The organism is Pseudothauera nasutitermitis (genome assembly GCF_004801295.1).
In the GTDB taxonomy this organism is placed as follows: domain Bacteria; phylum Pseudomonadota; class Gammaproteobacteria; order Burkholderiales; family Rhodocyclaceae; genus Pseudothauera; species Pseudothauera nasutitermitis.
Window position 1 is genome coordinate 606,964 of record NZ_SSOC01000004.1, and the last position, 13,929, is coordinate 620,892.

Here is a 13,929-nt window from a genome sequence, read left to right on the forward strand (position 1 = left end):
GCGCTAGCGCGTTTTGGGAAAGAAGCCGTTCGGCTTGAACAGCAGCACCGCGACGAACATCAGGTGCCCCGCCAGCACGCCCCACCCGGGGTCGATGCGCGCGCCGATCGCCTGGGCGATGCCGAGCAGGACGCCGCCCGCCAGGGTGCCCCAGAAGGAGCCCATCCCGCCGATGATGACGGCCTGGAACGCATAGATGAGCAGCGCCGGGCCGTCGGTCGGGGCGAAGGTGGTGCGCATGCCGTGGAAGACGCCCGCCACGCCGAGGATGCCGATGGCAATCGCGGTGGCCAGGGCGTAGATGTGCGCGTTGTTGATGCCCATCAACGCGGCGGCGCCGTCGTCGTCCGAGGTCGCGCGAAAGGCCCGCCCGATGCGCGTGCTGCCGAACAGCCATTGCAGGCCCGCGGTCAGCATCACCGCCGTGGCGAACATGATCACCGGCAGCACGCCCACCGCGAGGTTCTCCGCGATCGGCAGGCTTTGCGATTCGAGCCCGGCGGAATGGATCGCGCGCGTATCGGCGGAATGGAATGCGAGCAGCAGGTTCTGGATGACGATGGAGATGCCGAAGGTCACGATCAACGAACGCAGCGGATCCTTGCTGATCGTGTGGTTCAGGACGCCGCGCTGCAGCGCGTAGCCCATGCACAGCGCGATCGGAACGACCACGGCCATCGCGGCGAACGGCTGCAGCCCCAGGCCTTCGACGACCATCAGCCCGATGAACGACATCAGGATCACCAGGTCGCCGTGGGCGACGTTCACCAGCCTCATGATGCCGAACATGAGCGACAGCCCCATCGCGAACAGCGCGTACAGGCCGCCGACCAGCACCCCCTGAATGATTGCGTCGATCCAGATCGTCATTTCATCCCTCCCGCATCCATGCGGTCTTCAAACGCCGAAATAGGCATGGGAAATCTGCTCGTGGGTCAGGTCGCGGGAATTGCCCTGCAGCGACACCCGGCCCTCCTGGAAGCAGTAGAGCCGCTGCGACACGCGTTCGGCGGTGAGCACGTCCTGCTCGACGATGATCGCGGTCAGGCCGTCCCGCGTGATGCGTTCCAGCGCGGCGTATATTTCCTTGATCACCGTCGGTGCGAGGCCGAGCGAGATCTCGTCGCAGATGAGCAGCTCCGGATTGCTCATCAATGCCCTGCCGATGGCCACCATCTGCTGCTGCCCGCCCGACAGCGCCGTGCCGGGGACCTTGCGCTTTTCCTTCAGCACGGGAAACAGCCCGTAGACCTTCTCCAGGCTCCACGGCCCCGGCCGTTTCGCATACGCCCCCATGCAGAGGTTTTCTTCCACCGACAGGCTGGGGAACAGCCTGCGGCCCTCCGGCACCATCGCAATGCCTTCCGCCACCACGCGGTGCGCCTTGCGCCCGCCGATCGGCCGCCCCTTGAACACCACGTTCCCGGGGGCCACGGGCAGCACGCCGGTGATCGCCTTCAGGAAGGTCGATTTGCCGGCGCCGTTGGCGCCGATGATGGCGACGATCTCCTGCGCGCGGATCTCGAAATCGATGCCGAACAGTGCCTGGAAATCGCCGTACCACGCCTTCAGGGCGTGCGTCGAGAGCAATGCGCTCATACCTCGATCCCCATGTAAACGCGCTTCACTTCGGGGTCGTTCATCACCGCCTGCGGCGCCCCTTCGGCGAGCTTGGTGCCGAAGTTGATGACCAGCAGGCGATCCGCCACCGCCAGCAGGGCGTGCACCACGTGCTCGATCCAGATCATCGACACGCCCTGGGCCTTGATCTCCTGGATCAACCGCACCAGTTCCTTCGCCTCGTGCTCGGTCAGCCCGCCGGCGATTTCGTCCAGCAGCAGCAGCCTTGGCCGTGTCGCCAGCGCCCGCGCCAGTTCGAGGCGCTTGCGGTCGAGCAGGGTCAGCGAGCCCGCCAGTTGATTGGATTTCTTCAGCAGGCCGGTTTTCTCCAGCACTTCGATGCACAGGGATTCGGCCGCCTGTTCGGCCATGCCTTCGCCGTAGATGGCCCCGACCAGAAGATTCTCGAATACGGTCATGCCCGAAAACGGATGCGGTATCTGGTATGAGCGGCCGATGCCGTGGCGGCAGCGGCGATGCGGCGGCAGCGCGGTAATGTCCTGGCCGCGGAACATCACCCGGCCTTCATCGGGGCGCACGTCCCCGCTGATCAGGTTGAACAGCGTCGTCTTGCCCGCACCGTTGGGGCCCAGAATCCCCAGCATCTCGCCTTCGCCGAGCGCAAGGCTTATTCCGTCCGTCACCTTCAAGGCGCCGTAGGACTTGCTTACCCGCTCCAGTGAAAGGATTTCCCCCACCGGCCTCTCCTTCGAACTGTTGTGGATCGTCTCCGCGGCCGGGGGCTTGCCCCCGGCCGCGGGTGCATCAGGAGATCAGCGCCAGTTTCCCGCCCAGCGGGATATTCGGCGCGGCGGCGTTGGAAACGATGACGAGGTCGTAGTTGAACTGTTTCCCCTTCACCCACTGGCCGCCGACGAGCGGCGTCTTGGCGACGTTCCGGACCGGACCGTTCCCCCATTCCACCCGGCCGACGATGGTCTCGGCCCGGGTCGAGGCGATCGCGGCGCGAATGGCTTCCGGGCGCTCGATGTCCTGCGTGCGCTTGAGCACGTCGGCCGCGACCTCGAAGAGGGCGTGCGAGAAGCCGAGCGGCTGGGTCCACTGCTTCTTCGTCGCCGCCTCGTAGGATGCGGCGAACTGCGCGGCGGTCGCGCCGGTGAGCGAGGACTTGAACGGGTGGTGCGGGCTCCACCACACTTCCGTCGACATCCCCTCGGCCAGGTTGCCCATGGCCTCGACGGCCGACGGGAAGAGGAGGCCCTTGCCCACCGAGACGATCTTCGGCCGGAAGCCCTGCTGGCGCGCCTGCGTCCAGAACGTCTTGACGTCCGGCGGGATCATGTTGCCGGTGACGATCTCGCAGCCGTTCTGCTTGAATGCCGCGATCTGCGCGCTGAAATCCGCGTTCAGCACCTGGTAGCGCCCCGGGTCGGTGAGCTTGAAGCCTTCCTTGGCGAGCGCGGGCGGCAGCCCGAAGTTCGCGTCGCCCCAGGCGTTGCCGTCCGCATCGTTGGGGAACAGGCCGCCGACGGCCATGTTGGTCGGCACCGATTTCCACATGTCCAGGAACACGCCGATGACGTCCTCGAGCCCCCAGAAGAAGTGGTAGGTCCATTCGAAGCCCGATTCGGGCTTGGCGCCGCGGCCGAAGAACCAGGGCTGCCACGGCGAGACGGTGGAGATGCACGGCACGCCGTTGAGTTCGCACTGGTCCGCCACCGGGTTGATGGTGTCCACCGTGGAGGCCACCAGCATCAGGTCCACCCTGTCGCGCAGGATCAGGCCGCTGGCCACCTCGCCGGCCTTGTTCGGATTGGATTCGCTGTTCTTGACGATGATGTCCACGGGATGGATCTTGTCGCCGACGGCGATCCCGTTCTTGAACACTTCGCGCATGCTGTCGATGACGAAGCGGTCCGCCTCGCCGAAGGGGGCGAGCGGCCCGGTCAGCGGCGTCACGAAGCCGATCTTGATCTTGCGCGCCGACGCCGCGAACGCCGCGGGGCTGAAACCGGCCACGCCCGCCAGGCCTGCCGACAGGGCCGTCGCGCCGAGGGCCTTGATGGCGCGGCGGCGGACGGGATCGGGAAAGCTGTCCGGTACAAGCTTGTCATTCATTCTGTCATCCTCCTTGTTATCTTTTGGGCGGATCCATGGATGGATCCGGTTGCCGGCTTTCCGCCGCCAATGCCGGGATATTCCCCGCCCGCCGTGCGCCGTGTATTTCCGGCATTCACGGAAAAATGGCAAACCCGGCATTGCGGTTAATACAAGTACCGTGCCAGGGATTCAAAGTCCGCATTTTTTCGATGAGTATCAGTTGCTTATATGTTTTGGGCGGGAATTTTCCGGCCGGCCTTCGAAGCGCACGAAACATTCGTCTCAAAGGCATGTCGCAAACTGCGATTTTATTTTCGTGGATACGCCCTGGCGGACTCGCATAATGGCCGGGCCGGGCGCGGCGCCTGGGAGGAAAGGCGGGAATGCCGGATCGGGCCGCAAGCGGCCGCGACCCGGATCCGGCGCGGCGGGGTCTGCTACAGCGCGGTGATCAACTTGAACCAGAGCTTGTCGCCCTTGAAGCGGTTCTTGACGTTGCTTTCGTGCTGCCACTGGAAAATCAGTTGCGATTTGCCGGCGGTTTCATATTTCACGCTGGGCCCGATGGCGAATACCTGGCCGCGGTTGCCATCCGGACCGACCTTGCGCCCGTTCTGCTTGTCGTCGGTGAGTTGCTTCAGGTAATAGCCGCTCAAGCCCACCGACCACGGGCCGACGTGCTTGCCGACGAGAAAGTCCATGTGGAATTCGTCGCCGGACTGGTAGTCGGTATCCTTGTTGCGGGTCTTCCAGTTGTACATGAACTTGCCGGACACCTCCCAGCCGCTGCTGCCGAGATAGGTGACGCCGAATACCGGTTCCAGGCTGTAGTAGTTCTCGCCGGTGTTTCTCCCGCCGGGATCGTTCTTGTCATACCTTCCCGTCGGCAGGTTGACGTCGAGGCCGACGACGTAGTGCCACTCGGGGGCATGCCAGGACAGGAGGAACGGGGTGAATGTCGCGTCACCGATATGGGTCCTGCTGTCCCGCGATCCGGCCGCGTCGATCGACAGGTGCACGATGGGCAGGAGCGCCGCCCAGCCATAGTTCGCGCCGAGGAATTGCGTCTCGGTGACCTTGAGGAAGCGCAGGGCGTCGAAGGTCGCCTTGAGCTTGACGTTCTTGCCGTTCGGTGCCGTGACCTTGTCGCCCTTGTGGTCGCGCAGCGTTCCGGATACGTGGCCGAAGTAGTTGATGAAGTAGTTTCCCGGCGGCGGGATGGCCCCCGCGAACCAGTTCTCCGCGCCGTTCGGATACTGGTCGCCGCCTTCCTTGGCGTGGACGGAAGCGGCCGCGCACAGCCCGCAGATCGCTGCGGCCAACAGTTTCGAGTTCATGCATTTCCTCCTTTGGTTTCAAGGGCCGCGTCGATCCGGTGCTTGCCGGGCGGCCATGCGCCGAAGCAGCCCTGGCGCGTCAACGCTTATTCAAAAACCGTGCCACTCAGGAAGAAAGGCGAATGCCCTTGTTTATGAAGGAATTTTCTGTTTTCCGGACTGTTCGCGCCGTCGGCTCGCGGCGGTCTCGGACGCTCTTCTCAAACATGCGTCTCAAGTTGCGAAAATCCGTGCGCCCGGCGGGCGCTATTTTTCCGGAAAGGCCGGATGCCACAGGCGGCGGTCGGTCTCTGTTTCGTAGCCCTTGCCCTGGGGATAGCTGACCAGTTCCAGCTGCATCCCCCAGGGCGCGAGAAAATAGACCCAGGACTGTCCCGCGCTGGGGCCGCTGAGGCGCACGGTGGGCTCGCCCAGGATGCGCACGCCCTTGGCCCGCAGGTAGGCCACGGCGGCGTCGATGTCGTCGACATAGAAGGCGAGGTGATGGCCGCCGATGTCGCTGTTGCGCGGCTGTGCCGGGTTCTGGTCGGGCGAGGCGTACTCGAAGATCTCGAAGTTCGAGCCGTTCGCGCAGCGCAGGAAGCGCAGCCTGCGCATCACCGCCCGCGGATGCACGTTGAGGTGGGTCTGCATCCAGTCGCCGGCGGACTGGAACGGCCCCAGCTCGTAGAAGGGTTCGCAGCCGATCACGTCGGCGAAGAAGGCCACCGCCGCGTCGAGGTCGGGCACGGTGAAGCCGATGTGATCCGTGCCGCGCATGCCGGGCAGGCCGCCGTGCTCCGCGGCCGGGGAAGCGGCGGGCGCAGGCCGGCCGGGTTCGTCGGAGGGTTTGTTCATGTGGGTCGATCCTGGAAGCGCAGCCGGTCATGGGGCGCCGCGAAATCGGTATCCGGGCCTGCCGGGACGATGCCCGCCGGATTCAGATCGCGATGGCTCAGGTAGTAATGGCGCTTGATGTGATCCATGTCCACCGTTGCCGCCACGCCCGGCAACTGATAGATGTCGCGCAGGTAGCCGGAGAGGTTCGGGTAGTCGGCAATCCGCCGCACGCTGCACTTGAAGTGCAGGTAATAGACCGCGTCGAAGCGCACCAGCGTCGGGAACAGGCGCAGGTCGGCCTCGGTGAGGCAGTCGCCAACGAGATAGCGCTGCCGCGCAAGGCGCCGCTCGATCCTGTCGAGCGCGCCGAACAGCCGGCGCACCGCAAGCCCGTAGGCGGCCTGCGAGCGCGCGAAGCCGCAGCGATACACCCCGTCGTTGACGTTCTCATGGACGAAGCGGTTGATCGCATTGATCCTGCCGCGCAGGGCGGGCGGGTAGAGGTCCAGGTCCGTGCGCTGGAACGCGCGAAAAGCGTCGTTGAGGATGCGCAGGATGTCGGCCGACTCGTTATTGACGATGCATCGTGCGGCGCAGTCCCACAGCACGGGCACCGTCACCCGGCCGCTGTACGCCGGCTGCGCAAGCGTGTAGAGCTCGTGCAGGGCATGCAGGGCGTTGGCGAGGTCGGCGGTGGCGCCGTGCCCGGCGGAAAACACCCACCCCTGGCTGCCGGCGACCGGCTCGACCACCGAAACCGGAACGGCTTCTTCCAGCCCCTTGAGCGCGCGGCACAGCAGCGTCCGGTGCGCCCAGGGGCAGGCCAGCGAGACGTACAGGTGGTAGCGTCCGTGCTCGGCCCGGTGGCGCCCGCCGCCGTGCGCGGTGACGCGGCGGCGGAACTGCGACGCTTCGCGGACGAAGGCGCCGGTCTCGTCCGTGCGCGGACGATCCGTGGCGCACCATAGGCCGGAATCCAGATAGCCGGACATCTTTCGTTTCCTAGCCGGCCCCCGCGGCCGGGTCGAGCGGCCGCGGGGGCGCTGCCATCGGCGGATCAGGCGTGAGCGCGGCGGGCGCCGGCATGAATGCCCGAGCCGTGCGGAACGCCCGGTTGCAGGCGGATCAGGCCGATGTAGCAGCTTTCTTCCGCCAGGGTCGCGCTGGCCTGCGCCGAGCCGAGCCTCTCATCGACGATCTCCACCTGGTACTCGCCGCTGCCAGGGTCGAGGGCGTCGAACTTGAAATCGCCGAAGGTATCGGACTGCGTGGTGGCGACTTGCCTGCCCTGGCGCGTCAAGGTCACGTGCGCGCCCGCGACGCAATCGAGAACGCCGTCCACCTCGGCCACCACGGTGCCGCCGACGAAGCATTTGGCGAAGCGGTGGAGGTTCTTGTAATACACGCGCGGGCGGGTGTTCAGCTCGGGGCGCAGCACTTCGAGCCGGTGCTTCTTCACCAGTGCCTGCATCTCGTCATCCTCGACCTTGACCGCCCAGTACACCCCGGTCGGGCAGGACTGCTGGCAGCGCGGCTGCTTCCAGCCCTGGTCGAGCAGGTGGGCGTCGAAGATCCACTTCTGCGGCAACTGCAGTTCCTCGTTCCAGAAGATGCCCTCGTAGGGGCAGGCGTCCACGATGTCCCGCCTGCCGCGCGCCTTCTGCGGATCGATGATGACGATGCCGTCCGGCCGCTGGTAGACCGAGCCGTCGCCCGCCGCCTTGACGCAGGGCGCGTCGTCGCAGTGGTTGCACATCGTCGGCCGGTAGGCGGCATCCACCATGCCGTCCTGGCCGCGCACCTTGCGGTGGATCTTGATCCAGTTGTGTCCATGCAGCGGCTGCGGCGCGGCATAGCCGGGGAAGTCGTTGCCGACGTGTTCGTCGCGCGTGGTCAACATGCAGTTGTTGCAATTCTCGCACTTGGCGACGTCGATGATGAGGTTCCATTTCTTCATGGCGGTCATCCCTTGGTCCTGGTCGTGGGGGGGCGCGTCAGGCCGTGACGGCCGGCGCGGGTTTGGCGGCGGCAGGGCGCTGGTTCGACGGTGCCATGCCCTTGACCTGGACCTTGCTCCGGATGCCGGCGGGCGGCGTCCACGGCTCCATCTCCACCAGGCAGGAGTTCGCCGCCATGCCCTCGGTGCCCTGCTGCTGCGGGCGCGGCGAGGTCAGCACGTTGGCGCAGCCGGAGCGGTCCGACACGCCTTCCGCGCCGTGGGAATGGACGGGATCGAAATCCGCGTTGGACTCGAAGGTCTTCATGATCCCGCGCCCGACCAGTGCGGACACGTCGGCGACGAAGATCACCGAGCCCCGGTCGTTGAACACGCGGATCAGCTGGCGGTGCCCGATGCCGCGCTCGGCCGCGTCGGCCGGGTTGATCTTCATCACCCAGTAGTAGTAGCCGTCGACGAAGATCCGGTGGTCATCCACGTCGTTCAGCACGCTGTCCTTGCCGTCGCCGTAGGTGTGGAAGCTGTAGCGCGGATGGGTGGAGATCATCTGCAGCGGGTACCTGGCGAACAGCGCCTGCGCGTGCGGCCCCTCCCATGCCGGGATGTAGCGGTTGAGCGCGGGGCGTTCCGGGTTGTCGGCCTGGCCGCGCGCGAGGGAGGAGGAAACGAACTCCAGCTTGCCCGACTGCGTTTCCAGTCCCTGGCCGAATTCATCGGTGAACTGGGACGGCAGCGGATGGGGCTCCGGCAGGTCCTTGGGCCGGCCCTCCGCATACCAGCGCATGGACACCGAGGTGCGCGTCTTCTCCGGCTCGGCGGGCAGCACGTGGTAGCCCTTCTTGACGAACTCCTGCCAACTGATGTGCTTGGGCAGGTCGGTGGAATCGAACACCCGCTTGCACCAGTCGAGCTCGCTGCACCCTTCGGAGAACATCGCGCCCAGCCCCAGGCGGTGGAGGATTTCCAGGTAGATCTGGTAGTCGGACTTCGATTCGCCCAGCGGCTCGATGCACTTGTGCTGGAGGGTGACGATGCGGTGGTTCAACTGCGAATGGTTGTGGTGGATGTAGCCGGCGCAGTTGGCCCACTCGCTGATGTCCCAGCGCTCGAAGCTGGTGCATGCCGGCAGGATGATGTCCGCGTACCTGGCGTCGCCCTCGAACCAGATCGACTGGTTCACCACGCACTCGATCGAGGGGTCGCGGTAGGACTGCTCGAAGCGCGTCGATTTCGCGATCGTGCCGAACGACGAGCCGCCGTAGCGGTACAGCATGTGGATCCTGGAATAGCCGGGCATCGGGTATTCGAAGGGCGCGAACTGTGCCTCCATCGACGAGCCGTCCCACATGAAGCCCTTGGAATGGCCCTCGACGATCGCCTCGGGCAGGCGCTGGCGCGGGATCATCTGCTTCACCGGGTTCATGGTGATCAGGTGCGGCATGCGCTGGTAGTTGTTGATGCCCGACGCGGTGAAGGCGATCTCGCCCGAGATGCCGCCTTCGGCGTAGCCGGGGAAATAGAACTCGTAGTCGAGCGGGGCGCCGAACTGCAGGTTGCCGAAGTTGATGCCGGGCTTGCCCCAGCCCTGCATCGCCATCATCAGGATCATGCAGCGGGCCCACTGCGAGCCGGTGGCCGAACGGCAGGCGCCGCCCCAGCCGGCGCCGAGGCCGCCGGCGGAAAGATAGGTCTTCTTGCTGCCCCAGGAACGCGCCAGCGCACGGCACACGTGCGCCGCGACGCCGGTCTCGGCCTCCTGCCATTCGGGCGTCTTGGGCACGCCGTCGGTCTCGCCGAGCAGGTAGTCCCGCCATGCGTCGAAGCCGGTGGTGCGCTCGGCGACGTACTGCTTGTCGTAGAGTCCCTCGGTGACCCACACGTGCATGATGGCCGTCGCCAGCGCGGCATCCGTGGCCGGGCGGATCGAGATCCACTTGCCGCCCAGCAGTTGCGCGGTCGGATTGAGGTGCGGGTCGATGTGCACGAACTCGATGCCCAGCTCCTTCGCCCACAGGCGCCGCTGCGTGCCCTCGAAGCCGGCGTAGAGGCCGTTGGTGGATTCCGGGTCGCTCGACCAGAAGACGATCTGCTGGGCTTCCTGCAGACAGTCCTCGATGGTGCCGTAGAAGCTCGGGATCCCCAGGCGCAGGGAACTGCCGAAATGGTGCATGGCGCCCCAGTACCAGCCCTCCCAGCTATCGGGGTTGGGGTGCACGCGGGTGAAGCCGATGAGGTTGCCGAAGCGCAGCAGCGCGCTCAGGTAGTAGCCGATGTTGCCCCACTGGTGGTGGGAGGGCATCGGGATCGCGATCGCCCCCGGCCCGTGTTCCTTCTTCATGCGCTTGATCTCGCCGGCGACGATGTCGAGCGCCTCGTCCCAGCTGATCCGTTCGTAGCCGGAGATGCCGCGGTTGTGTGGATTGCGCTCGCCCTTGGGATCCCAGTCCACGCGCTTCATCGGGTACAGCAGGCGCTTGTCCGAATAGACCATCGACTTCAGCGCCGATGCGTGCGGGCTCAGCGTGGACTTGCGCCACGGGGTGAAGCTGCGGCCGCGCGCCTGGATCGACCACGACGGCGCGTCGCCGTCGTCCAGCACGATCGGCGTCATGCGCACGATGCGCCCGTCCTTCGCATAGACGAACATCGGGCCGCCATTGGTGTTCGTCGTGTAGCGCGTGGTGCCGTCGGGCATCTTCGTGCCGATCTCGAGATTCACGGTCTGCAGCCGGTTCATCAACTGCATGAACCAGACGGTCAGCTCGTCGCGGCCGATCACCATGACGCGGAAGTTCTTCGCCGCGTTGAGAATCTCCGCCTGTTCGGCGCCCGGCTTGAGAAACGACAGCGCCGTGGGCAGATCCTTGAAGATCAGCGTCACGTCGGGCTTCGGATGGAGCCCGGCGGCGGATTCGACGGTGCCGTGCCGGAAGGTGTAGTGGCGGCCGATGCTGCCGTCCTTCAGCTTGATCTGCACCACGCAGTTGCGCCGTTTCATCTCCGCCCGGAATGCCGGGTGCCTCTTCGCCGTGTACCGCAGCACATGGGTCACCCCGTACAGGATCGTTTTCAGGAGCGCCTGTTTCATTCTCTGCTTCCTCCTCGCCTTTTCATTTTTTGCGGTCCGCAGACCGGTCTCCATCCTCGCTTGGCCCGGCACGAGCCGGCGGCGTGGCCACGCCCGCCGCAGGCACATCCCGATGCGCTGGACAGCCTGCCGCAATAGTCGTGCCAAGTGCATTGCGGTGCGTCAAGTGATTGATTTCCAGGAAACTCCGCCGCCGCGCCGGGCGCCACCCGTCTCGCCGGGCGGGGAATTGCGTCGCAATGTGCAAAAGCCGTCTCATGAGAATGCGATGCGGGCGCCACGCCAGGCTGCCAGGCGCTTTTCGCCTTTCTGAGACATAAGTTTCACGCTGCAAAAAAAGTCGCAATCCTGGAAAGGGAAGGCGCCGCCTGGAATAAATATTCCCATGGTGAATCAGGTGTTTATGGGATTTTTTGCGGGATGGCATACGCCTTGCTGACTGCATTGCGCCACCCGATGGAAAGCGCAGGCGGCGCACGGCCGGCCGCGCGGGGGATTCGCCAATGCCCATGACACCGAGGAACGAGGATGCCAAGGACCACCAAACTGGACTATGCCGAGCCGTGGATGGAGATCGCCTCCACGCCGCATGACTGGAAGAAGCTCGGCGCGGCCGAGCTGCTGCGCATGCTGTACTACCAGCACCTCATCCGGGCCTTCGAGGAGGCGGTGCTCAACCTGGAGAAACTCGGCCTGGTCCACGGGCCGGCCCACTCCAGCATCGGCCAGGAGGGCGGCGCGGTGGGTTCGGTGATGCTGCTCGACTCGCGCGACATGATCACCGGCGCCCATCGCGGCCACCACCAGTTCCTGGCCAAGGGGCTGCGGCACATCGACGATGCCGCCTACGACCCGCGCAGGGCGCCGCTGCCCGGCGCAGTCGAGGACTTCCTCTACCGCACGCTGGCCGAGATCCTCGGCCTCGCGGACGGCTTCTGCAAGGGGCGCGGCGGCTCCATGCACCTGCGCTGGGTCGAGGCCGGGGCGATGGGCACCAACGCCATCGTCGGCGGCGGCGTGCCCATCGCCAACGGCCTGGCCTGGGCGCAGAAGCGGCGCAACAAGGGCGAGGTGACCTTCACCTATTTCGGCGACGGCGGCATGAACATCGGCGCCGTGCCGGAATCGATGAACCTCGCGGCGCTGTGGGGCCTGCCGATCTGTTTCTTCGTCGAGAACAACGGCTACGCCGTATCGACCACGCTGGACGAGGAAACCCGCGAGACGCGCCTGTCGTCGCGCGGCGGCGCGTATGCGATTCCCGCCTGGCGCGTCGACGGCATGGACCCCGTGGCGGTGCGCCTGGCCGCGCAGATGGCGGTGGAGCGCATGCGCGCGGGCAAGGGGCCGACGATCATCGAGGCCGTGCTGTACCGCTATTTCCACCATGGCGGCTCGGTGCCGGGCAGCGCCTTCGGCTACCGCAAGAAGGACGAGGAATCGTCGTGGATGGCGCGCGATCCGCTCGAACGCACCGCGCGGGAAATGATCGCCCTGAAGTGGCTGACGGAGGACGAGAATGCCGCCATCCGCCGCCATTGCCAGGACGCGCTGCACAACGCCGTCGCGCGGCTGGTCGAAGGCGAAGGCTCGCAGCGGCGCATCCGCGCGGCGTTGTGGCCCAGGCCCGAGTTCCGCGACCAGGGCCTGCGCGGCGACCTGTCCGAGTTCGAGGGCGCGCGCTTCGAGGAACTGGAGCGCGCCTCCGGCCCGACCGGCGAGCTGAAGTTCATCGACGCCGTGGCCAGGGTGATGGGACGGCGCATGGAGACGGACGAGCGCGTCTTCTGCCTGGGCGAGGACATCCACCGCCTCAAGGGCGGCACCAACGGCGCCACCAAGGGGCTGGCGGAACGCTTCCCGGACCGCATCATCCCCACCCCGATCGCCGAACAGGGCTTCGTCGGGCTGGCCGGCGGCGTGGCCCAGGACGGCCAGTACCGGCCGGTGGTGGAACTGATGTATGCCGATTTCGCCCTGGTGGCGGCCGACCAGTTGTTCAACCAGATCGGCAAGGCCCGCCACATGTTCGGCGGCGATTCGCCGATGCCCCTGGTGCTGCGCACCAAGTGCGCCATCGGCACAGGCTACGGCTCGCAGCACTCCATGGACCCGGCCGGCATGTACGCCATGTGGCCCGGCTGGCGGATCGTGGCGCCGAGCACGCCGTTCGATTACGTGGGCCTGATGAACAGCGCGCTACGCTGCGAGGACCCGGTGCTGGTCATCGAGCACACCGACCTCTACAACACCACCGCCCCCGGCCCGCTGGAAGACCTCGACTACTGCATCGAGCTGGGCAAGGCCAAGGTGGTGCGGCGGGGCGCCGCATTCACCGTGCTGACCTATCTGGCGATGACGCCGCTTGCCGCCGAGGTGGCGGAGGAGATGGGGCTGGATGCCGAGATCGTCGACCTGCGCTCGCTCGACCGCGCCGGCCTCGACTGGGAGACCATCGGCGAGAGCATCCGCAAGACCAACAACGTGGTCGTGCTCGAACAGGGGCCGCTCACGGTGTCTTACGGCGCCATGCTGGCGGACGAGGTCCAGCGGCGCTTCTTCGACCATCTCGACCAGCCCGTGCAGCGCATCCACGGCGGCGAGGCGTCGCCCTCGGTGTCCAAGGTCCTGGAGCGCGCCGCGTTCGTGGGCGCCGGGGAAATCCGCGCGGGCTTCGCCAGGGTGATGGCCGAGATGGGCCGGCCCCTGCCCGCGGCGCCGGCAGACCAGGCCGTCGCGGCCTGAACGGGGGGAGAGACTGTGGCAACGGAAATCATCATGCCTTCGGTATCCACCTCGATGACCGAAGGAACGCTGGCGCGCTGGCTCAAGCAGGACGGCGACACCGTCGCCAAGGGCGAAGTCATCGCCGAGATCGAGACCGACAAGGCGATCCTCGAACTCGAAGCCGAAACCGGCGGCATCTTCAAGGGCTTCGTCGCGGACGGCGCGACGATCCAGGTCGGCGCGCCGATGGGCGTGCTCCTGGCGCCCGGCGAAAGCCCGCCGGCCGGCCCGTCCGCCGCGGCCGCGGCCGCGGCGGACGG

Annotated in this window: 11 protein-coding genes; 2 read left to right on the top strand and 9 right to left on the bottom strand. The window is 66.4% G+C overall.

Annotated elements, in window-relative coordinates:
- Positions 1-3: 3 nt before the first annotated feature.
- The 9 genes from E6C76_RS13170 to E6C76_RS13210 all read right to left on the bottom strand — a co-directional run bounded on the left by E6C76_RS13170 (position 4) and on the right by E6C76_RS13210 (position 10,882).
- Positions 4-870 carry a branched-chain amino acid ABC transporter permease gene (locus E6C76_RS13170; RefSeq protein ID WP_136348663.1) on the bottom strand — a complete coding sequence of 289 codons (867 nt, stop codon included), beginning with the start codon at positions 868-870 and terminating at the stop codon, positions 4-6.
- Between the two features lie 27 nt (positions 871-897).
- A complete protein-coding gene (locus E6C76_RS13175) occupies positions 898-1,599 on the bottom strand; it encodes an ABC transporter ATP-binding protein (protein ID WP_136348664.1) in 702 nt (233 codons plus the stop codon).
- Entirely contained in the window at positions 1,596-2,318 is a 723-nt protein-coding gene (locus tag E6C76_RS13180) for an ABC transporter ATP-binding protein (RefSeq protein WP_136348665.1), read from the bottom strand. Before E6C76_RS13180 ends, E6C76_RS13175 begins: the two co-directional genes overlap by 4 nt.
- A 67-nt stretch (positions 2,319-2,385) precedes the next feature.
- Positions 2,386-3,699 carry an ABC transporter substrate-binding protein gene (locus E6C76_RS13185; RefSeq protein ID WP_136348666.1) on the bottom strand — a complete coding sequence of 438 codons (1,314 nt, stop codon included), beginning with the start codon at positions 3,697-3,699 and terminating at the stop codon, positions 2,386-2,388.
- Positions 3,700-4,118: 419 nt separating this feature from the next.
- Positions 4,119-5,018: a SphA family protein gene (locus E6C76_RS13190; protein ID WP_136348667.1), complete on the bottom strand. Its 900-nt coding sequence runs from the start codon at positions 5,016-5,018 to the stop codon at positions 4,119-4,121.
- A 246-nt stretch (positions 5,019-5,264) separates the two neighbouring features.
- Positions 5,265-5,855 carry a VOC family protein gene (locus tag E6C76_RS13195; RefSeq protein ID WP_136348668.1) on the bottom strand — a complete coding sequence of 197 codons (591 nt, stop codon included), beginning with the start codon at positions 5,853-5,855 and terminating at the stop codon, positions 5,265-5,267.
- Positions 5,852-6,829, bottom strand: a complete 978-nt coding sequence (locus E6C76_RS13200) for a glutathione S-transferase family protein (RefSeq protein WP_136348669.1) — start codon at positions 6,827-6,829, stop codon at positions 5,852-5,854. The genes E6C76_RS13195 and E6C76_RS13200 overlap by 4 nt, the downstream gene beginning before the upstream one ends.
- Before the next feature lie 65 nt (positions 6,830-6,894).
- Positions 6,895-7,803, bottom strand: coding sequence for a 4Fe-4S dicluster domain-containing protein (locus E6C76_RS13205; protein WP_211090215.1), 909 nt, complete (start codon positions 7,801-7,803; stop codon positions 6,895-6,897).
- Positions 7,804-7,831: 28 nt separating this feature from the next.
- Positions 7,832-10,882, bottom strand: a complete 3,051-nt coding sequence (locus E6C76_RS13210; protein ID WP_136348670.1) for a molybdopterin-dependent oxidoreductase — start codon at positions 10,880-10,882, stop codon at positions 7,832-7,834.
- A 528-nt stretch (positions 10,883-11,410) separates the two neighbouring features.
- On the opposite strand from E6C76_RS13210, the gene E6C76_RS13215 reads away from it, so the two are divergent.
- Both E6C76_RS13215 and E6C76_RS13220 read left to right on the top strand, forming a co-directional pair.
- Positions 11,411-13,627 (top strand): alpha-ketoacid dehydrogenase subunit alpha/beta, encoded by a 2,217-nt coding sequence (locus E6C76_RS13215; RefSeq protein WP_136348671.1) that lies wholly within the window; start codon positions 11,411-11,413, stop codon positions 13,625-13,627.
- A gap of 33 nt (positions 13,628-13,660) precedes the next feature.
- Positions 13,661-13,929, top strand: a 269-nt coding sequence (locus E6C76_RS13220) for a lipoyl domain-containing protein (protein WP_136348672.1), incomplete at its 3' end; no start/stop codon positions are given.